Raw genomic sequence first — 22,927 nt, 5'->3', positions numbered from 1 at the left:
GTCGGGATCCGCGCCGTCACGTACACCGCGTTCACAGACGTGATAGAATCATTGGTTTCACGGCCGCGCCTGCGGGCGGGCCACACGAATGAGGTTTGTTCATGTCCACCGATCCCAGCGGCTTTCAGGCCGAACTCAAGCAAGAAATCGATCGCCGGCGCACCTTCGCCATCATTTCCCACCCCGATGCCGGCAAAACCACGCTCACCGAGAAATTGCTGCTCTACGGCGGTGCGATCCAGCGCGCCGGCATGGTCACCCAAAAGGCCAACCGCCACCAAACCGTGTCCGACTGGATGGAAATGGAACAGCGACGCGGTATCTCGGTCACCTCCACCGCGCTTCAATTCGATTACAACAACATTTGTTACAACCTGTTGGATACCCCGGGCCACCAAGATTTCTCCGAAGACACCTATCGCACCCTGATGGCCGTGGACAGTGCCATCATGCTTTTGGACGCGGCCAAGGGCGTCGAGCCCCAGACGATCAAGCTGTTCAAGGTCTGCCGCGAGCGGGGCATCCCGATTTTCACGATCATCAACAAGATGGACCGCCCCAGCCTCAACCCGTTCGAGCTGTTGGACGAGGTGGAAAAGGTGCTGGGCATTCTGGCGGTACCGATGACTTGGCCGATTGGCGAACCGGGCGATTTCAAGGGCGTCTACGAGCGTCCCAACCGCAAGGTCCACCTCTACGAACGCACCTCCGGCGGACAGTGGAAGGCGCCGGTCGCCACCGCCGGCCTGGAAGATCCCCACTTCGCCGAAATGGTCGACGAGCACGATCGCAACCTGCTCGATGAAGAGCTGGAGATGGTCGAGGGCCTGATTCATCCCTTCGACGTCGACCTGTTCCACGAAGGGGAAATGACCCCGGTCTTTTTCGCCTGTGCGATCAACAACTTCGGGCTCGACAACTTCCTGGACCACTTCACCGAGTTGGCCCCCAGTCCCGGTGCCCTGAAGACGGTGGAAGGCGAAGTGCCTCCCGAGACGGAGGAGTTCTCGGGCTTCGTGTATAAGATCCAGGCCAACATGAACAAGGCCCATCGCGATCGCGTGGCCTTCATGCGCGTCGCTACCGGGAAGTTCCAGAAGAACATGTCCGTCAAGCATTTGCGTTCCGGGAAAAAGGTCAAGCTGAGCTTCCCCTACCGCCTGTTCGGCCAGAAGCGGGAAATCATCGAGGAGGCCTATCCCGGCGACATCGTCGGCCTGGTCAATCCCGGCCTGTTTCGGTCCGGCGACCTGCTGACCGCCGGCAAACCCTATCGCATCCCTTCCTTCCCGCGGTTCGCACCCGAATTGTTCTGCCGCGTCCATTTGGCGGATCAGACCCACAACAAGTCGTTTCGCAAGGGCATGGAGCAGTTGGGAGAGGAAGGCGTCGTGCAGGTTTTCTACGATCCGCGTTCCTACTCGCGAACCCCGGTCCTGGCGGCTGTGGGTGAGCTGCAGTTGGAAGTCTTCAAGGAGCGCATGAAGGAAGAGTATCGCTGTGAGGTTCGCTTTGAGCGTCTCGACTACACCGCTTCCCGGTGGATTGTCGGCGACTTCGACTCGCCCGAAGCCTTCACCTTCACCTTGATGGAAGACGAAGCCCAGCGCCCGGTCGCCCTGTTTCGCAACGAATGGCACATGAACCAGGTGATCGGCAACGAACAGGATTTGACGTTCCTGCCCCATCCGCCGGATGTGGAGGCGTGACCGAAGCTCTCGGCGCGCGTCGGGAACCGCAGATATAGGATAAAGCCGTTCCTCGCGGGTCGAGGACGAGAAAAGGATGGTTGAGAGATGGCTGCTGCAATTGGATTTCGGGCCGCCCGACTTGGCAGAATGTTGTGCATGCTGGGTTTGATGTCGATGTTCGGCGCCGGCATGGCCCTGGCCCAGACCGGACCCAAGAAGGTCGTGGTCCTCGGTTTCGACGGTGCCGACCACAAGCTCGTCAGCGACATGATGGCGCAAGGTGAGCTTCCCAATCTGACCAAGCTGCGCGACATGGGGGGCTACCAACCACTCACCCCGACCAATCCGCCGCAGACACCCGTTTCCTGGTCGACGTTCGCCACGGGCATCAACCCCGGCCGTACCGGGATCTTCGATTTCCTGCGCCGCAAGGACGGCACCTACATTCCCGACTTCGCCCTGCGCGGTGAAACGCGCGAGGCGGTGCTGTTCGGAGAGAACAATCCCGTCATCCTGGCCGCAATCGCCGACATCGTCGCCTTTTGGCTCCTCTTCCTGCTGTTCTTCCGTGCGCGCATCGTCAAGCGGGTCGTGATCGCGGCCATCGGTGGCCTGGCATTGGCCGTGCCGGTCTTTTTCGCCGTGACGGCCTGGCTACCGTCGGAGATTCCCGGCGTGGAGACCGTCCGCAAGGGCAAGCCCATTTGGACCATGCTCGAAGAAAAGGGCAAGACCGCCAGCATCGTTCGCCTGCCGGTGACCTTTCCGGCCGAACCGCTCAACGGCGAAATGATTGCGGGTCTGGCGGTTCCCGACATTCGCGGCACCATCGGCCGACCCTCGCTGTTCACCAACGATGCGACCTTCGATCCCGGTGAGAACCAGTTCTCGGTCATCATCAACCGGCTCGAAGGCACCTCGCCCTACCAGACGCGTATCCTGGGCGCACCCAACAAGCTGTTCTACGATGCCCAGGCCGAGATCGAGGCCAAGCGCGCCGGCAAGCCCTACGAGGTGCCCAAGGATTTCGAGCTGCGCGCCGACATCGGCGTTTCCGGTGATACCCTGACCGTCGACGTGGGCGGCAAGTCCTTTTCTCTCAAAGAAGGGGAGTGGTCCAACTTCATCGAATTCGAGTTCGTGGTGAATCCGATCATCACGCTCAAGGGGTTCGGCCGCTTCTACCTGGATTACCTCAAGGCCGACGGTATCTTCAAACTGTACCTGACGCCCGTGAACCTGCACCCCGAGGCCCCGCTGCCGCTGAGTTATCCGGCCGATCTCGCCAAGAAGATCTGGGCCGAGGAGCCCTACAAAACCCAGGGCTGGGCGCTGGATACCTGGTCCATCGGCGGAGCCCTGATGGATGAAGAACACTTTCTCGAGGATGTGGATCTGACCGTGACCCGCTTCGAGAAGATGATGGAAACGTTCCTGGACCAAAACGACCGAGATCTGTTCGTGCAGGTCTTCAGTTTCACCGATCGCGTGGGTCACATTCTGTGGCGCTACTGGGACGAGGGTCACCCGCTCTACGAACCGGACGTGGGTCCCCGCTACCAGGAGGCGTTACGCGAGACCTACCGGCGCATGGACAGCATCGTCGGCAACGCCATGGGCAAGATCGATTTCGAGAAGACCGCCCTCATCGTGTGCTCGGACCACGGTTTCGCGTCGTTCCGCTACCAGTTCCACTTCAACACCTGGCTGCACGCCAACGGCTATCTTAAGCTGAAGAAAAACGTGCTGGGGACCACCATGAAGTTGGATGATTTGCAGAATGCCCAGACGCCGTTCAACTACGTGGATTGGGAAAACACCAAGGCCTACGCCCTGGGGTTGGGCATGATTTTCATCAACCTGGAGGGCCGTGAGCCGGAGGGTTCGGTGAAGGCGGAAGAGTACGACGCCGTGTGTCGCGAACTGATCGAGAAATTGGAGGCCTTCGTCGACGAGGAGACGGGCCTGCACCCCGTGCGCAAGGTGTTCACCCGCGACGAGATGTACAGCGACTACGACCCGGGCGAGACGCCCGACCTGCGGGTGGCGACCGCGCCGCTGTGGCGCGTGTCCTGGGACACCACCCTGGGGGGTCTTCCCAGCAAGATCACCGAGATCAACCCCAAGAACTGGTCCGGGGATCACTGCTCGCTGGCGCCGGCCGACGTCCAGGGGATCTTGTTCAGCTCGATCCCGATGAAAAAGGAAAGCCCGGAAATGGCCGACATGTGCCCCTCGATCCTCGACCTGATGGACGTCGAGACCGACGTCAAAATGGACGGTGCTTCCATATATTAATGTAGCAACCGCCGGGCGGCCTCGGTCTTTCGGCGGTGCTCATCGGTTTCAGAATTGAGTGTCGATGACTGCTTGTCTCCGTTCATCGAAGAACGATCGTCCAAGGAGCCCGCAAGTCGAGAGATTCGTCGGGCCGGTAGGTGGAGCTGCCAGCTCCACCAATCGAAGCTACCCAAGCAACAGCAATCAGATGCGCCAAAGAGCGAAGCAGATCATTCCCCTCACCTCCCCAATCCGAAGCCATGAAGTCCAAAGTTCCCGCATCGTGAGAGGGCCGTCAAGCCTGTAGGTGGAGCTGCCAGCTCCACCAATCGAAGCCTTTCATCTACCTTGTTCTGAAAATCTTATGAGCGAAGCGCGGATCTCGGAAGTATCTTTTTCAACGAAGCGCCCATCTGCGGAGTTCCCGCATGTGGAGAGGGGCGTCATGGCGGTAGGTTCGTCACGGGCGGTATGCCCGCCGGGCCGACTCTTCGAAGTGTCCAATCCCTGAAAACCCGTATCTCGAGAGAGGCGTGGGCCCAGCGCCCCGGACAGGCCCGGCACCTACAGCATGAACGCCTCTCAAAACACGCGGGCTCTCTTCAGGCTGGACCTTCGATGAAAAATTTGCCGCAGAGGCATGTGTCTCGCTCATAAACCCTTTGGAATGAAAAAGATGAGTTGCTTCGATTGGTGGAGCAAGCTGCTCCACCTACAGGCCTGACGCCTCTCTCGAAATGGGGGCTCCCCGAAGTTCCGTTCTTCGATGAAGAAGTTACGGCAAACATGCGTGCTTCGCTCTTGAAAACACTGATTCTTTGGAGGTTATGTGCTCCGTTTGGTGGAGCAAGCTGCTCCACCTACAGGCCTTTCGCCTCTCTCGCAATGCGGGAACTGTGGGCTTTGTGGCTTCGTTGGCGCGCGGCCAGGGGAGTGATTGGCTTCGCTCTTTGGCGCAATTGATTGTAGTTGCTCGGGTTGCTTCGATGTGTCGGCCCAGCGGGCCAACCTACAGGCACGACGCCTCTCTCGGCTTCCGGGCTCACCGCGGCTCCGCACCTTCGTCGGCGAGGCCCGACCAGAACTCGATCTCGCGCAGGACGCCCACCGCCGGATCCTCCACGAAGGCTTGGCGGTTGGGATAGGTACACAGCACCCCGTCGCGCATGTGCGCCCAACGATCGCCCATCAACAGCGCTTCCTTGAGGTCGTGGGTCACGAAGAGCGACGGTATCCCGAAATCGGCCGCGATCTTCTTGAACAACGTCTGCATATGGGCCCGAATCTCCACGTCCAGATTGCTGAAGGGCTCGTCCAGCAACAACAGGCTGGGCTGCACGATCAACGCCCGCCCGAACGCCACCCGCTGACGCTGTCCGCCCGAGAGCTGGTGCGGCATTTTGCGGGTGTGATCGCTGAGTTGCAGCTCTTCGATCAATCGGGTCACCCGCGATGAGATTTCAGCCTGGGGCAGATGACGCAATCGCAAGCCGAACGCGATGTTCTCGAAAAGATTCAAGTGGGGCAGCAGCAGGGGCTCCTGGTAAAGGTAGACGATATCGCGCTTTTGCGGCGGCAGGTGGGTGATCTCTCGGCCTTCGAGCCAGATGCGACCCGCGTCCAGTTCGGTCAATCCGGCCAGGATTTTCAGCAGGGTCGTCTTGCCGCAGCCCGAGCGACCCAACACCGCCAGCGTCTCCTTGTCGTGGAGCCGCAACGCTACGTCGCGAAGGACCGATTCGCCGCCAAACCGTCTCGCCACACCCTCCACTTGTAGGATCGGCGTCTTCTCTGACGACGTCGTGTGCGTCGCGTGGGAATCGGGTTGGGGCGTCATGCGTCCTCCGAACGAGTTTGGGCTGCGCGATATCAACGACGATTCGGGCTCGGTCATTCCACGGTAAATCCGACGCGAGCACCCGGATTGGATCCTCACCCTATCACACTCCCGTCGACTTCGGTCGATTCCACCCGGCCTCCCCGATGGCGATCGCCTCGGAAGAACCGGAGCGCGACGCCTGTTGTAGAATGGAGGCACGTATCCGACGTGGTTTTCATGGGTGTCGAGGTGGATGATGCGATCGGTCGATCTTCGCCCTCCATGGGCCACCACGGCATCACCGCCGATCCCCCAGCACTTTTTTGGAGGCTTCCGAATCATGACTGCGCCCCACGCGGCCGAAGCCGTCGAGCCCGTCATCAACACCGACTTCGAGCATTGCGAATCCGTCTACTGGGTCTTCACCCAGCGTTGTAACGACGAGTGTGATCACTGCTACAACCTGTCCGGACCACGCGGCGCGGTGATCAGCCTGGAAGAGTGCCTGGCCATCGTGGATCACCTCCCGGCTCGTTGCGACCGCATCATCCTCTCCGGCGGCGAGCCGCTGGCCGATCGCAAGAAGTTGTATGCGATCCTGGAAGCGCTTCGGAAGCGCTATGGCCAGGCCACCCAGGTGATGCTTCAAACCAACGGCGATCTGCTGACACCGGAACGCCTGGACCGCATTCTCGAATTGGGTGTGTCGCGCATCGACATCGCCTCCATCGATCGCTACCACAAGCACCAGGGCCATCGCCGCCAGGAACTCGAGGACCTGTTTCGTTCGCGCGGCATGCGCGGCGACGAGCAGGACCCGCTCATCGACAAGGACAACTACTTGAAATCGGAAGCCAGCTTCGGGTTCTGGGGTGCCACCGAAGACATGTGGCTGGGTGGCAACTGGGCCCGGGGTCGCGCTCTGGAAAAAGACATTTGGAAACGCGACGGCGGGCACAACTTCTGCGCCATCCTGTCCGGCGCGCGCGGGTTCCTCGGCGGCACCGAGCTGCCGCAAGAGATTTCGATTCAACTTTGGCGCATCAATCCCTGTTGCCCCGGCACCCATCGCCCGCTTGGCGATGCGCGCACCGAACGGGTCGCCGACGTGCTGGCCCAGGCGGCCGCTTCGCCCGTCTGGCGGGCGTTGAACCGCGGCAACCCCTACGCCATGGGCGCTGCTCTCGGCTTGGACGCGTCGTTCGGGCGACGCCGCGCCGAGGCACTTCAAAACGTCTGCCTGTGGTGCGACGAATTTTTTTCGCAGCACCACAATGATGCCTCTTCCGTTCAGGGCCCGATAGAGGTTTGACTCCCTCCCGTACCGATTCCGATCTCGCGTTTTCTCGAATTTTCGCTCGGACCAGGAGTGTTCCATGACGACAACCCCACCACTTCGTGCGGCTTATATCGACAACGGCATTCATGGATTGGCGGATGCCTTCCCCAATCAATCCTATATCGAATACACGGCGCTGCCCGTGGGCGCGGATTTCCGTCCCGATCTCGACCCTTACGACCTGTTGGTCGTGCCCAACGGGTCCGATCACGTGGCCATGTTCGCCATTCGCGATGCCGTTCGCGGTTTTCTCGAGCGGGGCGGGGCCCTGTTCTGTTTCGATGGCTGGTTCACCGATTGGGTACCGGGCCATACCTGGATTTGCGACACCCAGAAGCCGACGCGCGAGGTGCGGTACCTCGTGGATCATGCCCCGGAAGGCTTGATGGACGATGTGAATCTCGACGATTTGATCTTCATGAACGGCATCAGCGGTTGGTGGGCCTGCGGGTACATCGATCCGGCGCCCTCGGCGCAGGTCGTGTTGCGCGATACCTGGAATCGGGCGGTCGTGGTCTGGGACGATCGCTCTACGCAGGGAACGCTGTTTCTCACCGCAAGCGGGCCGCTGGGTCATTACCGGGAATACGGCGGCGCCAACGGCTTGACCGCACTTTACGAAAACGCCTTGAGGCTGCTTGCACGCAGTCGGGTCCCGGCATGAAGAGATCATCCGCAACCGTGAATTGAATCCCTGCGAAAGAGGAGTGGGTCCATGCAGAAACCGATCGGCTTGATGTTCAATGGCGTTTGGAGCCAACACCGGTTCGCTGAGACCGAGCCCTACCGAGACAATTACGAGCTGGTGTATACCCATGGGCTTACGGCCGAACGCCTGGCCCCGTTCGAGGTGTTGGTGGTGCCGTTCCAATCGAATCGGCAAGCGCTTTCCGCCTGCCGCCACCTGATTTTCGACTGGTTGACCGATGGTCGGGTGCTGGCCGTGTTCGGCGACAACCCCGGGGATCTGTTGCCGGCGACATGGGAAGATCGACCCATCGACAATTATTGGTGGAAGACGGACCCGACGCGCCCGCCGATCGCCGCCACCGACCGCAGCCATCCGCTCTACGGTGGGCTGGCGTCGCGGCACGGGGCTTGGCACCACCACGGGGTCTACACGGCCGTGCCTGACGATGCCTGGGTCATTCAGCGGACGGCTTCCGGCGAGGCGATCACCTGGCAGACCTCGGCCTTCGGCGGCACCTTGTTCGCGAGTACCAAGGATCCGATCGTCGAGTACGGCGTCGACCAGATCCGTCACCTGGACCACTACATGACGGCCTTCACGGAGTGGGTGTTGTCCTGCGTCGAAGCCCCCAGCCCCGCACGCTGAACTTCCCTTCGAAGCGCTCTGGTGGGCAGTTCCCGCATGGCGAGAGAGCCGTCAGGTTTGGAGGTTGGCCCGCTGGGCCGACACATCGAAGCAACATATGCAACGGAAGTGGGTTACGCCGAGGAGCGAAGCGTCTTGCGTTGGCAGCCACGCGTTCATCGAGGCACCCAAGTTGGCGGTGCCCGCAAGCTGAGAGAGGCGTCAGGCCTGTAGGTGGAGCAGCTTGCTCCACCAATCGAAGCAACGCAATTGGCATTAAACCATACACTTCAAGAACGAAGCACCTACCCTGGCAGCATCCTCCCTATTGAAGTTTCAACCTGCGGAGAGCCCGTATGTTTTGAGAGGCGTTAATTCTGTCGGCCCGGACCCTGGGCGGGCCCGGCACCTACCGCCATATCGCCCCTCTCCACATGTGGGAACTCTACAGATTGGTACTTCGTCGAAAAAGATACTTCCGAGATCCGTGCTTCGCTCATAAGCCCATTAGAATGGTAGAGATGGGTAACTTCGATTGGTTGAGCAAGCTGCCTGCGCGGCCCGGCTCAACCTACAGGCGCGACGCCCCTCTCACGATGCGGGGACCTTGGACTTTACGGTTTCCGATTGGGGGCGTGAGGAGAATGATCGGCTTCGCTCTTTGGTGCAATTGATTGCTGTTGCTTGGGTTACTTCGAAGCGTCGGCCTGGCAGGCCAACCTACAGGCCTGATTCACCTCTGGAAATGCGGGCACTCCCGCCCGATGGCGCGCTTCCCGTCGCTCAGCCGGCCGGGCGCTCGCGGGTGAAAACCAGGCGACGGTTGAAGACGATGAACAACGCGGGTGGCAGGATCAGCAGGCTCGAGGCCAGGGCCGCGTAGTACGGATTGGCTTCGTTGACGTACTCGAATACCATCAACGGCAGGGTCTGGACCTTGCCCGCACCGATCAGAAGCGTCAGGCCGTATTGGGTCCAGGAAATCAGAAAGCACTGGAAGAAGCAGATCAACAGCAACTCCCGCGAAAGCGGCAACAGGACGCGGGTGAAGGCCTGCAACCGCGTGCCGCCCAGGGTGTAGACCAGTTCCTCCATCGCCAGGACTCGGCGGTTCCAGAAGGGCACGAAAAACACGATCGCAAAGGCCAGTGCGAACATCGACTGAGCCAGGATCACGCCGGTCAGGGTGCCGGCCAGGTTCAGGCGCAGGTACAGGAACAGCAGACAGGTTCCCAGGATGACCGGGGAAAAGGCGTAGGGCGCGTAGGCCAACAGCAACCACCGTTTGCGGCCGCGATCGTAGGCCACGAAACGCGCGGCCAGAAACCCGATGGGCGTGCAGGAGGCGGCGACCACCAACGAAATCAGGCTGGAGCGCAGCAAGACGCGGCCGACCGGGTTGTTGCCGCCCAGGAAATCGAGCCAGGCGCGGGGGCTCAGCGTGCCCGGAGCCAGGTCCGGGAAAGACCAGTCTCCGGCCAGGGACAACAACGGCATGAGCACGAACGGCGCCGCACAGAAGGCGACCAGTGACGCGCCGAGCAGGGCGCCACGAACACCGCGCGCCTCAAACATCGCGATCCAGCCGTTCATCGCGAAAGGCCCAAAGCATCAACAGGCTTACGATGGCGAAGTACAGCAATGCCGCGATGAATGCCTGCGGTTTGCTGGCGAGGTCGAACATCTGGTATTTGCGCATGGTCAAAACCGAAATCATCTGTGGGGTTTGACGGCCCAACAACAGCGGGATCTCGTAACCGCCGAACATCGCGATGAACCAGAGCACGATGTGGCTGCGGCCCCGCCGCCAAAAAATGGGCCCGATAACCCGGCGCAGGCAGTCGCGGCGCTTGCCGCCCAACGTGAGGGTCAGGCGGCACAGCTCTTCCAAGTGCTCGGTGCGGTAGACTTGGGAAAAGAAAAGGGTGAAATAAGGGACGCTCAGGATGAGAAAGGCCGCGATCACGCCCAGGCTCCAGGAATCGTGGATCATGGCGGGGAATTCGCCCGGTCGTCGAATGAACCCCAAAGCGTGGAAAACGCGAGCGAGAAGGCCGGCATCGGACAGCGCCTGAAAAACGAAGAACGCGGCGACGGTGGCGGGCAGGGCCAGGGGAAAATAAACCACGTAGGCCACGACACCCTGGCGCAACCGGGTGCGCAGACCCAGGGCGAAGCAGGCGCCGGCCAGAAGGGTGAGGAACATCGTGGCGGCGGCGATCAGGGCGCTCGTCAGAAGCGAGAGCCAGACTTCGGCCTGACCCGCCAGGCTGGTCCAGTGGGCGAGGGTGAAGCCCTTGCCCAGCAAGCCCGCCAGGCCGACCGAGTAGGCCAGCGCGTAGATCAACCCGGCCGCGATCGGCAGAACGCCCACGACCAGGTAGATCGCAAAGGCCGACGCCTCCCAACCGCGATGACGCAGCCGTTCACTCACCCAGGACTTCACGGCGGAAATCGTCGTAGAGGCGGATCATGTACTCGGGGGCGAGCTCCATCAGCGCCTTGTCCTGAATCTCCGCACGCGGCGGCGCGAAGCGGCGATTCGGCAGGCTGAGGAACCGTTCCGGCCAGGGCTGTGGCAGTCGGTCGAGGGCCAGGACGGTGCCGTCGCCCCAGATCGCCGGATCCTGTTTCTCGAGCTGGGCTTCCGGAGAGATCATGAAGTTGATGACCGTCAGGGCGCCAGCCTTGTTCGGTGCGTTGGCCACGATGCCCAGGTAGTGGGAATTCTGAATGGTGCCGCCTTCGAAGACGAAGGCCCGCGCCGTTTCGGGAAACAGGCCCTGGAGGACCTTGTTGTCCACTTCGCCGTCGTTGTTGCTCATCGTGAAGTCCAGCTCGCCGTTGGCGAACATTTGGTGCATCTGGGCCACGGAGGAGGGGAAGCTGCGGCCTTCGCGCCAGAAGTTGGGCTTGATCTCGTTGACGAAGGCCCACAATTTGGCCGAATGTTCGCGGTACCGTTCCTCGCTGAAGGGGCCGGCGAGATGCTCCGGGCCCCCGGCCAGATCGATCATCCAGGACTTCAGCAGGGTCATCCCGGTGAAGGAGCTGTCGAAGGTGAACCGTCCCGGATGGGCGGCCACCCATTCGGCCAGGGCTGCGCGCGTACGTGGAGGCTCGGCCACCCGTTCGCTGTTGTAGATCAGGGCCATTTGCACGTTGCCCCAGGGGCATTCGTAGCCGTCGATCGGCTGCTGGAAATCGATGCCGATGAAGGGGTTGTCGAAATCGATGTAGGCCGCGTTGGGCAGTTTCTCGGTGAAGGGTCCGTAGAGACCTTCGATCTGGCGAAGCTGGTAGAAGGTTTCGCCGTTGATCCAAACCAGGTCGTAGGCGCCCGTGGCCGTGCCCGCCTCTTTTTCGGTCATGATCGCCGAAACGATTTGGCCGCCCTGAGCGCCGACGATGTTGAGGCGCACCCCGTACCGCTTTTCCAGCTCCACGGCCACGTAATCCCGCATGTAGCTGTTGATGTACGGGTCGCCCATCCACATGGCCATGGTCACCGCCTGACCGCGCGCGGCGGTTTCGATCGCCGACCATTCCATCGTGATCGGATCCGGAGCGGGGGCTTCTTGGCGGCCACAGGCCATCGCGAGCCACAACAGCGTTCCCGCCAGGAGGGCCGGAACCACGCGGCCGAAAGGCCTCGAGAGAAAAGAACTCATCCACAAACCTCGTACCAGGGCCGCAGCGCGCAGGCCCGTCCCGCAGCTCCGCGAGAACGGAGCCGGGCAGGGGACTGGTCCGTGTCACGCAGCCCTTTCAATCGTCAGAATTCATTCATATTAAAGCAAATCACTTAAAACAAATAACGCAGGCTGAATTGAAACTGGCGGGGAGGCGCTGCATTGCGGCGCACCAACGGGGTTCCAATGGGACCCGCCTGAATCTGGTTGCTCTGCGTGGCGTTGTTGGCGTATCCGCTCAAGTTGGTGGCGTTCAACAGGTTGAACACGTCGGCCCGCAGCTCCAGACGGTGGTTGGCCACGCCCAGATCGTAGCGGATCCCCAGGTCGAAGGTGCGCGACCAGGGCAGGCGATCGCTGTTGCGGGATTCGCCCGGATAGCGGTCACTGTTGCCCACATAGGCGTCGCCGAAGGAGCGTCCGTCGCCATTCAGGTCGGTGGTACCGTAAATCGAGGCATCGGGGATGCGGTTGATCGGTTGACCGCTCTGGATCAGCCCGGCCAGGCTCAGGGTCAGCGCGGGCAGAGGTTGGTAGGAGCCCATCAGATTGATCACGTGGGTGCGGTCGTTGATCGAGGGGCCCCACTCGTCGTCGAACAGGTTGCTGTCCTCCGCTCGGAAGTTGATGTCCTCGGTGTTGTTGCGGAGCTCGGAGAGGGTGTAGGAAATCCGGTAGGCGTAGCGATCGTTGCCGCGATCCTTGATCAGGTTCAGGTTGGCGGCCTTGTAGCGCGATTCACCCGAGGTTTCCGAGATCACGATGTTGCGGGCGCCACCCGTCACCGGTGCGACCGGGCGGGTGGCGTCGGCCGCTTCGGGCGAGCGTACCAACGCGGCCAACTCCGCCGGGCTCAGGGTGTCCGCCTGTTCGCGTGAAATGCTGTAGGGTGCCGGCGCGTTGAGGTCGCGCAGCAGCACCAGGTTCTCCGAGCGCGTGTACATCAAGTCGACGTAGAACAGCATGTCCTCGCGAAGTTGGCGCTGATAGCCCAGCGAGAGCTGTAAGGTACGGGGGTTCTCGTAGCCGTTGGGGTTGAGGATGCGGCGTTCGTTGCTGAACGTCGTGGCGCGCAAGTCCTGGCTGTCGGCCGGTGTGGGACCGTTCAGGTAGGTCACGTCGGTGGGATTCACGGTCAGGTTGCCATCGAAGGTCACGCGATCCAGGTCGGTGTCGGCGGGGAGGATACCCAGCTCGATCAATTGTTGGAGCTGATTGCGAAAGCCTTCCGAGGTGGAGTTCTGCTGGAGTGCGTCGCTGTAGATCGCGTAGGGCAGCTTCTCGTAGAACAGGCCCGCCCCGCCGCGAACGACGGCGCGCTCGTCCAAGGCGTAGTTGAAACTGAAACGCGGTGCGAAGTTGTCGTCGTCGGCCTTGGTGCCGCCGCCTTTGGTGAGGTTGTCGTAGTCGTAACGCAGGCCGAGGGTGATGTCCAGCCGGCTGTTGACGGCGAATTGGTCTTCCACGTAAAAGCCGTGCAATAGCTGGCGTTTTCCGAACGAGGCCGGTTGAAGTTCGACCCCGTAGTCCAGCACGGCCACATCGGCGGGCAGGTCCTCGGGTCGCAGCGCCGCGCCGTTCTGGTTGGCGATCAAGGCGTCCTGCTGGCTCTGGGTCAGTTGAACCAGGTAGTTACCGTTGACGTTGCCGCCACCCTCCAGCTCGAAATCGGCACCTATCAGGTCGTAGCCCACCCGAATCAGGTGTGCGCCGCGCGCGAAAGTGAGCTTTTGCTGAAGTTGCCAGGTCTTTTCAAGGCTGTCGAACACGAAACCCGGATGACCCAGCACGCCGGCGGTCAAACCCTGTGGATCCAGCACTGTGATCTGCGGGCCCGGACCGTCCAACGGCTCGGCGTAGTCCCAGCGGAAGCGCGAGAATTGCAGGTTGGTTTCGTAGGTCAAACCGTCGCCCACGTAGCTGTTGCTCAACGCGACCAGGGCCGCGTTGCGATCCTGGCGATTGGCGGCCGAAGGGAAGGTGACGCCGCCCTCCAGCCCGCCGCCCTGGCGTTCCAGCTCGACCAGGCCCACGTTGGTTCGAAACGCGGAGCTCCAGGACTGCGACCAGTGGTGGTCGATCTTGGTGCTCAGGTAGGTGAACTGGTTCTCGCCGGGCACCGTGTCGTTCACGCCCAGCGAGGGTGAGGTGAGCAAATTATCCTTGCGGTCGCGGGTGTGTTCCAGGTTCGCGAAGTAAAACGTGCGCCCGCTGGCGATGGGGCCGCCGATGGCGAAACCGAACTGATCGCGGCGGAACCCGTCCTTCACCTGGTTACCGGAGAGGTCGCGCTGGGCATGTGGCGAATCGGCGTCCAGCGAAGGACCCGGCCGGCTGCCGTAGAACAATTCGCCCTCCACCTGATTGCCGCCGCTCTTGCTGGTGATGTTGAAGATCCCGTTGCCTGTGCGGCCGAACTCCGCCGAGTAGTTGTTGGTGAGGACCGTGATGCTGCGGGCGAAGCCGACGGGGATCGGGAACTTCTGGCCGCCCAGGAAATTCTCGTTGTTGTCCATGCCGTCGATCATGTAATTGGTGTACAGGGAGTTGGCGCCGTTGATGCTCACGGTGGGGGCCTCGGGAAAGAAGCCGGTGGCCTGGCTCACGTTCGGCAGCCGGTAGAGGGCGCGGGTGATGTCGCGGCCTTCGATCGGGAGCTGTTCGATTTCCTCTTCGCGCAGCGTCGAGGAAATTTCGCCATTGATCCCGTTGACCGCGGTGAACCCACGCGTGACCGTGAGTTCCTCGTGCCGGCTCTGGATGGGAATGCGCAGCAGCGTGACGCTGTGGACGAAATTGGTGCGCAGGGTCAGGGGATCGGTTTCGACGGGGTGATAGGCCGCATCGCCGGGTACCGAGACCCGATAGAATCCGGAAGTGGACAGTCCGTCGAGGCGGACCTTGCCAAGGTCGTTGGTGGACAACGATCGCTGCCATCCGATGTGTTCGTTGACGATTTCGACGACGATCCCTGCTTGGGCCGATTTTTCGGGATGGGTCAACACGGTGATTTCCATCCCGGCCTGTTGGGCCCAGGCGCAGGGAGTCAGAATCAGGAACATGATGCAGATGCAGCCCGGGATGAGCCGGCTGGAGGGGAAGCTCGAACGCTTCATGGCTTGATGGCCTCCGAATTCATAGGTTGATCCTCGAGGTCGGCCTCGAGACATCCCGCAGCGGCGGGGCCTGGTGCGGCATCTCGACAGGGTGAACGGCAACCCTGGCCGGCTCGCACGAGCCTGCCGGAATCGCGAAAAGACGGTAGGAGGAATCGCGCCTGGATTTTAACAAAGAGAACAGGCGGGTGGCAGGTTTAACTGGGTCTTTTCTGTGGAGGAGCGGGGTGTTCAATGCGGGTCCGACCTGGAGTGTGTTGCAGAAAGGGCATTCTTCGGGTGGGGAACATTTCGGAGTCGGTGCCTATTCCGGCGAGCCCGAACCTCGGTTCGCCATCCGCGCCTCGGCGAAGATCTCCCATGCACGAAGCACGGCTTGCCTCATCTTCCCGGCGAAGTGTTATAGTTTGGTGTTCATCTCGAAATGACGTTCCGGGAATGGCGCGCCGCCATCGGCGAGTCGTACCCGGTCCTAGGGTATCGGTTGTCAGGGCTCGGGCACAGCCGGGTGTGCAGATGTAGGTTGCTTTTTCAACCTGGTTGCCGTGACCTGACGCCGTACCCACCCTCGACTCGTCCGGAATGCGGAGCCTCTTTCCGGTTCCGGATGGCGCCCGGTCGACCTCGACCTGATCGTGAACCTCGATGTGTTGCGTCACGCATGGAGCCCAGGAACCCTCGGTCCATCTCAGATATCCATGATCCGTTCTTTGGGAGGTGGCCCTAATTTGCATTCGATCCCGATTGCCGGCAACAGCCCGCGGAGCCTGTCCTTTCTCGTGCGTCCAGGCCGAATCCGCGGATGCGATACCAGCCCGTGCAACCACCCCCGACTCACTGTTAGGAGGAAACCAGTCAGACGCTCGCTGGGCCCGTTGGATGCGGAACACTCAGGTGGTGACCGCCATGTCCCCATGTTTTGCGAGGGCGGGAAAAGGCGTCGATTTTCAGATGGAGAGAAAAGCATCATGTCTGCGAAGATCATCTACCCCCGCCAGGCGCCGTCGCTCTTCCGTCGGCGTTTCCGATTCGTTCTACCCCTTTCGTTCGTGCTCCCCTTGATTCTGCTTCCCCTGTCGCTCATCGCCGGCAACGCCGAGTCCTGGCCCGCCTTCCGCGGCGCCGCCGTCGATGGTGTCTCCAAGGAGCAGGGCGTCTTTCAGGGCAAGCGTCATTTGGCGCTCGAAACCCGTTGGACCGCACCGCTCGGCAGCGGCTATTCCGGATGCGTCGCCGATGAGGGCGTCGTCGTCACCATGTTCACCGATGGAACCAACGACCTCGTCGCCGGCTTTGCGATGGACAGCGGCAAGGAGCTGTGGCGCGCCGAGATCGGCCCCATGTACAAGGGTCACGACGGCTCCCACGACGGACCGATCGCGACCCCTGCCATCCACGACGGCCACGTCTTCAGCATCAGTGCCCAGGGTAAACTGTTCGCCCGCGAGTTGAAGACCGGTAAGGAACTGTGGCAGGTCGACGTACAGGAAACCCACAAAATTCCCAAACCCTGGTACGGTTTCGGGGCCTCGCCGCTGGTGACCGATGGCGTGCTGGTCATGCTGCTGGGTGGGGAAGGCACCGCCATTGGCGGCTTCGATCCCAAGACCGGTGAAAAATTGTGGATGGTTGGCAGTGATCGCATCAACTACCAGGGATTGGTACCCTGGCGTTACCAGGATCGCGACGTTCTGTTGGCCGCCGGAGACACCAAGCTGTTCGCCATCGATCCCAAGAAGGGCGAGTTGTTGTTCGAATTGGCGCACAACGGAAATGGCGGCCGCGGTGCCACCAGTCTGATCCCCGTGCCGTGCGGCAAGTCGCGCATTTTCCTGGCCCACCAGGACGATGCCTCCACCTTGGTGGAAATCAAGACCGTGGACGGCAAGCCCCAACTCGAACAGGTATGGGAAACCCGGGCCATTCGCAACAGTTACAACGTGCCCATCTACCACGAGGGACACCTCTACGCCTACTCCAGCCGCTTTCTCACCTGTGTCGACGTCGCCGACGGCAAGCCCAAATGGCGTTCCCGGCCTCCCGGTGACGGGTTCCTGATTTTGGTCGACGGTCACCTGGTCCTGCAGACCAAACAGGGCAGTGTGCACGTGGCCGAGGCGTCGCCCGAAGCGTTTCGCGAGAAGGCGCGCCTCGAGCCGTTCTCCAAACAGTCCTGGAGCCCGCCCGGCTTCGCGGCCGGGAGCATCATCACCCGCAGTTTCGGCCAATTGGCGCGCCTCGATGTCGTCGAACCCGAAATGGCGGTCAGTCTCGATCAAGCGACCGAACGTGCCGAGGGCACGGACTTCGGCAAATTCCTGGCGAAGGTCCGTCGCGCCAAGTCGTCGGCCAAAAAGACCAAGCTGGTGGACGCCTTCCTGGCCAAGCACAAAACCATGCCGATCGTCGAATCCGACGGTTGGGTGCACTTCCTGTATCGTGGATCGGCCAAGGACGTGGCTCTGGCCGGCGACATGTTCGGCGCTCGTCAGGAACGCGCCATGCACCATCTGGCCGGCACCGACCTGTTCTACTACTCGATGCAATTGCCGCTCGACGCCATGGTCGCCTACCTGTTCATCGTCAACTACGGTGAAATGGTCGATGATCCGCGCAACCCGAACAAGACCGTGACGACCATGGTCGGCAAAGACATGGAGATGAGCTTCACCGGCGAAGCCGTGCCGATGAGCGTCCTGTCGATGCCCAAATGGCAGTCGCCCGAATACCTGGTCAAAGAGGCCGCGCCCGAGCGTCGCGGCAAGCTCGAACGCCACGAGATCGAAAGCGCCAAGTTGAAAGCCAAGGTCGCGTTCGACGTGTACCTGCCGGCCGGGTACGACAAGGGCGAAGAGCGCTATCCGCTGGCCATCGTGCACGGCGGCAAGGCGACGCGTGAAAAGGGCAAGTGGCCCCAGGCGCTGAACCACCTGATCGGCGACTCCGTGGCACCGACCATCGTGGTCCTGGTCGACATGTTCCCGTCGTTCGAGGCCCGCCAGTATGGGCCCATGATCGCCGAGGAACTGTGCACCTTCGTCGACGAAAAGTACCGCACCCGATCCGAGCCCGACCAGCGAGCCAACATCGGATTCGGGGTAACGGGCTTGAACGCGCTGATGATCACCTTGGGGCACCCCAAGCAATTTGCCAAGGTAGGCACCGAATCGGGCATGTTCATGGACTACGTCTACGGCATGGTCACGCCCCAATTGGCTCAGGCGGCGGATGCCAAGTTCGAGTTCCACCTTGGTTGGAGTGCCTACGATCTCCGCAACCCCGACGAGGCCTGGGACCTGTCGCGAGCCAATCGCGAAATGGCCAAGTTCCTGGAAGGCAAGGGTTACAAGGTGACCAAAAAGGAAGTGCCCGAGGGCACGGACTGGACCAGTTGGCGCAACCGCACCGGCAACATCATGTCCGCCCTGTTCCCGTTGAAAAACGACAGCATGTAACCATCGAAATCGACCAGGCGGCAGGAACGCCGTCTGGTTTTCTCGACCTGTTTCAGGTTCATGGTCGTTTGTTTCTGCTCAGCCCCGGGAACACCTGGTGGAGCCATGCGACGAGGCCTTTCAGCGATGTGTTTTCGGCGTCCAGCAATTCGCCGTTGATCGCCACATCCAAAGTCTGACCCGGCCGTTTCTGCCAGGCCAGCCAGCTATAGGTCTTCGCTTTGCTTTCGTGGGTCGATCCGAACAATCGAGTTGGTAAATCCGTCACTACCCGGTCTGCGTAGTTCAGCAGGGATGATTGCTCGGGGTTCTCCCGATCGGCGGCACCGAGAATCAGGTCCTCCAGCATCCCGTTGTTTGCGTGGTTGGGCATGAGCCACAGACCTACTGGCGGTAATCCATCGGTGTTCTTGAAGATGCTTCCGGTGTTCGCCAGTTTGGGCATATTTTTCGGAATTCGATAGCGCTGTTTCTTTAGTGCTTCGGTGATTGCCGACCACCTGGAATCGACGCCCCCACCGCTGGTGTGATCGGCGTCTGCGACAACGCCCAGATAATCGAGATTGCCGGTGCTCATGCGTTTGCCAACTAGGATCTCAATGAGCTTGGGAAACAGCGAGACCGAGTCACTTGGGAATCCAAAGGAACGAGGCGGTTCGATATCGACGACGTCGAGGAGTCCTTCTCTGCGCAGAAGAGCTTGGAAAAAAAGCACATCCCCTTGACCTTCCACCAAAAGAACCGCTTTTTTCGTCATCAGCGCACTTCCATTTCCGCCAAATCGGTGAGTGCCAGTTCCTCGTGGTCGTAAGATGCGACGACAATGCGACCTTTTTCACTTTTTTTACGGCTTCTTCCCAAATGGAACAGCAAGGCGTCCTCGCGTTCTCGAGAAGCGCTTCTGAAAGCCGAAATGCAGTCCATGCTGTGGGTTGTAGCGAAAACCTGAACGTCGAACGCTTCGGCAAAAGTAAATATCGCCCGCCATATCTCGGGTTGGACGGCATAATGCAGTCCGTTTTCGAATTCGTCGATGAGCAGGAAACCGCCGCGACTGTTGACCATAGCCAACGCGATGTGGAAGAGATGGTTCATTCCGTCGCCGAAGGATTTTAGTGGCAAGTGGCGGTTTTCTTTTCCCAGCAGTGCCATGGCGGTCGGTTGGCGGAGGTGCCCTACAAACACCACTTCCCGGAGGTCCGGCTCGATCAAACGAAGCATTTCGAACACGCGCTCCCGATGCTCCGGTGACAAATTCACTTGATCCCACCAAGTCTGCACGGTTTTGACATTCAGATCGCCGGTGAACACCAATTGGCTAACCTGGACATCAGACATGTGCGTGCGATTGAAAAGGAATCGATTCGCAGGACGCTCTGCAAGGAGACGCCGCTCGAAATCTTGAATCAGGTCGAAGGGATATACCGTTATGCCACCGAAATCTACCTTCATCATCAAGGCAGATCTCTTTCTCTTGGCTCGATCGGCAATCGAGTCGGAACTCTCCAAGGGCAGAGAGCCCTGCCCGGAACGAGTGGAATCAACGATGCTCAGCTTGAGCCGGGCCTGATGATTTTTGATCTCGCCGATTTCGATATGGTTGCGAGGAGCCGTCAAGTCTGCACCGTGAAAGAAAAATCGAAACGGATGATCCTCCACGAAAAGACCCTGGGATTCTTCTGGGGAAAATCTGAACAGCCAGTCCTCCTCGCGGATACGGTTCAAGGAGGCCAGCAGACCCAAATCGGCGCGTTGGGCATAAATGTGCAGGGCCTCGAGCAGGCAGCTCTTGCCCGTGTTGTTGCGACCGACGATCAAGTTGATTCGGCCGAGCTTTTCGATCTCGAGCTTTTCGAAAATACGAAAATTTTTGACGAATAACGAGTCCAGCATGCCCCAACAGCTCCTGCAAGCTTGATCACTCCATTCTCCACGAAACCCGACCCATGTGCCAGTGCTTCAAGCGTTTGTCGAAAGGGAATCGGATGAACTCGGCCGATTGGCTCCTTTCCGGAATCCACAGCCGAGTTCGCTTGGTCAGGATGAGGGGGGTTGGTAGAGCGCCGAGATGGCGCCCGCGGGGTCGGTGATCACCGCGAAGCGACCGCCCGCCAAGCCTTTTGCCGGTACGACGATCTTGCCGCCGCGTGCCTCTACCGCGGCCAGACTGGCGTCCAGGTCGGCCACGGTCATGTAGATCAGCCATTGGGCGGGAAGATTCGCATTTTCCCCGCGCGCGTGGCAAACGCCTGCCACCGGGGTGTTGGTCTCCGGTACGTTCAGGCAATAGTCGGCGTAATCGCCCATGCTGACTTCCGATGTCTTGTAACCGACGACCTCCTTGTAGAAGTCGCGAACCTCGTCCGCGTTGTCGACGGTCAGATCGATCCAACCGATGCTGCCGACTTTCGGTGCCTCGTGTTCACTCATGTGGTCCGTCCTTGTGTGTGATTTGGTCAACCGCTTGACATCAAACGCGAAAAAACACCGTTCCGGAGAGGGATCCGAGAAGGGCTCGGCGGTAGGCTCGCGGAGCCGGCCGTGGCGATTGAATATCGGAGGTGAGGTACCTATCACAACACTTCGCCCGCATCCGATCAAGCCGAATGGGCGAAACGGTGGTGTGGCGCTGTTCGTCATGCCGGCAGGACGACCGTTTCCGGCCACGAAATTATGATATCTGTCGTTCGAAGAAAACTGGACCAATATTCAGTTGTCTCAACGCGGCGTTCCATTTTAAGATTGGGGTGTTCGATCAACACTGGATGATGAAGAAAGCACACCGTCTCTTCTTGGACGATGGCCCTGTTCCCTGACGCCGGGGATTTTTCAGTGGGTGACGCCGGTCCTTTGTCACGTCCCACTTCTCCCGGGGGTTCAGGCTCGTCGCCGATCCTCGCAACCTCAGTCGCCGCGGTCTCAGTTTTCGCGCAAAATCCCGTTACCAAGGCCCTATTCGATCCACGCCTGCGCCAACCCTTACAACCCCCATTTTCTGAACGTGCCCTTTGGGTCAGAACGTGAGAAGGCATCATGGATCATTTCTACAAACTCGACGGTTGTTGCCATTGCGGGAATATCCACTACCGCTACTATTCGCCGGAGCCCTTGGAAGCGCTGACCGCCTGCGCCTGTAAATGTCGCTTCTGCACCAAGAACGGCAGTCGCTATGCCGCGCACCCCGAAGGTGTCCTGATCGCCGAGGTCTACGATGCCGACGCGATTCGGCTATACCGCTTCGGTACCAACACTTCCGACTTCTACCTCTGCGGCCGCTGTGGTGTCGCCCCCTTCGTCACCAGCACCATCGACGAAGAACACTATGCGGTGATCAACGCCAACACGTTGGAAGGATTTTGCGCGACGAGCGCCAACATCGTACAGGCCGATTACAGTCGGGAAGATCTGGAGACCCGCCTGGATCGCCGGCGCCATCACTGGATCGGGGACGTGACCCTGACCTATCCCGAAACGCCGATCGTGCCCGACCGCAATTTCATGTTGGTGCATACCTGAAGCACCGAGTGGTGCGCTGATATCGCTTTGGGATGTTTCGGCGCCAGGCTCGAAGGGTGGCCATGTACGGGACTTATCCTTCAGGATTGGCCGCGTCGGTGACCATTCAGGCTTTCGATTCGCGGCGGACGAGGCACATCCAGGCATACCCTAGGGTTGGGATGACCGCTGTTGGTGATGGATCCCATGTTTACATGAACGCCGTCCCGGGCCAATCCTGGAGGGATGGCCAAACCCATGTTTGGACCACAAAAAATTTAAAACGCGGGCCGAAGGCGCGCCACCTGCAGGGACCCTGTAAGGGTCACACATTACAGCGAAGGCGGTCCGGTTAAGGAGCCGGAGGCGACGCAACCCTGGTTGTCTGGGGTTCCAGCATCCTGCCCTGGAGGGACGGGACTACGAAGGCCCCCCAAATTGACGTCACTGCCGTGGTCGATTGCGGAGTTCACGTCACATTCGGTGGACCCTTCGCGGAGCCGCCCCTTCAGGGCTGGGGTTCGGGAACCCCGAACAACCAGGGTTACGGTGCCTCTTCGGCACCTCACCCTTCGCTGTATTGTTTCACCCCTTTGGGGTGCCTGCTGGTGGCGGGCCAAAGGCCCGCGTTCTAAATAAGCTGTGGTCCATAGCGACGTCCGGTCGCACCTTCAGCGCGACCCGGGGCAGGAGCCCGTCCCGTGCCACGTCGCGTTCCGGGGTAG

At 60.6% G+C, this 22,927-nt stretch carries 15 protein-coding genes; 7 read left to right on the top strand and 8 right to left on the bottom strand.

Features of this window, described 5'->3' with window-relative positions; genetic code table 11:
- Nucleotides 1-101 precede the first annotated feature (101 nt).
- A complete protein-coding gene (locus J3U87_RS09245) occupies nt 102-1,709 on the top strand; it encodes a peptide chain release factor 3 (protein ID WP_237382757.1) in 1,608 nt (535 codons plus the stop codon).
- 87 nt (nt 1,710-1,796) lie between these two features.
- Entirely contained in the window at nt 1,797-3,989 is a 2,193-nt protein-coding gene (locus J3U87_RS09240) for an alkaline phosphatase family protein (protein WP_237382756.1), read from the top strand.
- 1,024 nt (nt 3,990-5,013) lie between these two features.
- On the opposite strand, the gene J3U87_RS09235 is transcribed toward J3U87_RS09240, so the two are convergent.
- The gene (locus J3U87_RS09235; RefSeq protein ID WP_237382755.1) at nt 5,014-5,808 is read right to left on the bottom strand and encodes an ABC transporter ATP-binding protein; all 795 of its coding nucleotides are present in this window, start codon (nt 5,806-5,808) and stop codon (nt 5,014-5,016) included.
- 322 nt (nt 5,809-6,130) lie between these two features.
- Between J3U87_RS09235 and J3U87_RS09230 the strand changes: the two genes are divergently transcribed.
- From J3U87_RS09230 to J3U87_RS09220, 3 genes are all read left to right on the top strand, one after another.
- Complete coding sequence (locus J3U87_RS09230; RefSeq protein WP_237382754.1) at nt 6,131-7,102, top strand: radical SAM protein; 972 nt, start codon at nt 6,131-6,133, stop codon at nt 7,100-7,102.
- A gap of 64 nt (nt 7,103-7,166) precedes the next feature.
- Nucleotides 7,167-7,793, top strand: coding sequence for a hypothetical protein (locus J3U87_RS09225; protein ID WP_237382753.1), 627 nt, complete (start codon nt 7,167-7,169; stop codon nt 7,791-7,793).
- Nucleotides 7,794-7,844: 51 nt separating this feature from the next.
- Nucleotides 7,845-8,465 (top strand): hypothetical protein, encoded by a 621-nt coding sequence (locus tag J3U87_RS09220; RefSeq protein ID WP_237382752.1) that lies wholly within the window; start codon nt 7,845-7,847, stop codon nt 8,463-8,465.
- A 762-nt stretch (nt 8,466-9,227) separates the two neighbouring features.
- On the opposite strand, the gene J3U87_RS09215 is transcribed toward J3U87_RS09220, so the two are convergent.
- The 4 genes from J3U87_RS09215 to J3U87_RS09200 form a co-directional block, all read right to left on the bottom strand.
- The gene (locus J3U87_RS09215) at nt 9,228-10,019 is read right to left on the bottom strand and encodes an ABC transporter permease (RefSeq protein WP_237382751.1); all 792 of its coding nucleotides are present in this window, start codon (nt 10,017-10,019) and stop codon (nt 9,228-9,230) included.
- On the bottom strand, nt 10,012-10,890 hold the full coding sequence (locus J3U87_RS09210; RefSeq protein ID WP_237382750.1) for a hypothetical protein: 879 nt from the start codon (nt 10,888-10,890) through the stop codon (nt 10,012-10,014). Before J3U87_RS09210 ends, J3U87_RS09215 begins: the two co-directional genes overlap by 8 nt.
- The gene (locus tag J3U87_RS09205) at nt 10,871-12,115 is read right to left on the bottom strand and encodes an ABC transporter substrate-binding protein (protein ID WP_237382749.1); all 1,245 of its coding nucleotides are present in this window, start codon (nt 12,113-12,115) and stop codon (nt 10,871-10,873) included. The genes J3U87_RS09210 and J3U87_RS09205 overlap by 20 nt, the downstream gene beginning before the upstream one ends.
- Nucleotides 12,116-12,249: 134 nt before the next feature.
- Nucleotides 12,250-15,252 (bottom strand): TonB-dependent receptor plug domain-containing protein, encoded by a 3,003-nt coding sequence (locus J3U87_RS09200; RefSeq protein WP_237382748.1) that lies wholly within the window; start codon nt 15,250-15,252, stop codon nt 12,250-12,252.
- Between the two features lie 968 nt (nt 15,253-16,220).
- Between J3U87_RS09200 and J3U87_RS09195 the strand changes: the two genes are divergently transcribed.
- Nucleotides 16,221-18,707: an outer membrane protein assembly factor BamB family protein gene (locus J3U87_RS09195; protein WP_237382747.1), complete on the top strand. Its 2,487-nt coding sequence runs from the start codon at nt 16,221-16,223 to the stop codon at nt 18,705-18,707.
- A 58-nt stretch (nt 18,708-18,765) separates the two neighbouring features.
- Here the strand turns inward: J3U87_RS09195 and J3U87_RS09190 are convergent, their stop codons facing one another.
- From J3U87_RS09190 to J3U87_RS09180, 3 genes are all read right to left on the bottom strand, one after another.
- On the bottom strand, nt 18,766-19,464 hold the full coding sequence (locus tag J3U87_RS09190) for a DUF3226 domain-containing protein (RefSeq protein WP_237382746.1): 699 nt from the start codon (nt 19,462-19,464) through the stop codon (nt 18,766-18,768).
- On the bottom strand, nt 19,464-20,600 hold the full coding sequence (locus J3U87_RS09185; protein WP_237382745.1) for an AAA family ATPase: 1,137 nt from the start codon (nt 20,598-20,600) through the stop codon (nt 19,464-19,466). The genes J3U87_RS09190 and J3U87_RS09185 overlap by 1 nt, the downstream gene beginning before the upstream one ends.
- A gap of 144 nt (nt 20,601-20,744) precedes the next feature.
- Complete coding sequence (locus J3U87_RS09180) at nt 20,745-21,137, bottom strand: VOC family protein (protein WP_237382744.1); 393 nt, start codon at nt 21,135-21,137, stop codon at nt 20,745-20,747.
- A 603-nt stretch (nt 21,138-21,740) separates the two neighbouring features.
- Here J3U87_RS09180 and J3U87_RS09175 point away from each other — a divergent pair.
- Entirely contained in the window at nt 21,741-22,223 is a 483-nt protein-coding gene (locus tag J3U87_RS09175; protein ID WP_237382743.1) for a GFA family protein, read from the top strand.
- Nucleotides 22,224-22,927 lie beyond the last annotated feature (704 nt).

The sequence above is a fragment of the Sulfidibacter corallicola genome (assembly GCF_017498545.1).
GTDB lineage: Bacteria > Acidobacteriota > Holophagae > Acanthopleuribacterales > Acanthopleuribacteraceae > Sulfidibacter > Sulfidibacter corallicola.
The sequence above is the reverse complement of the archived record's forward strand: the minus strand, read 5'-3'. Positions and strand labels throughout refer to the sequence as shown.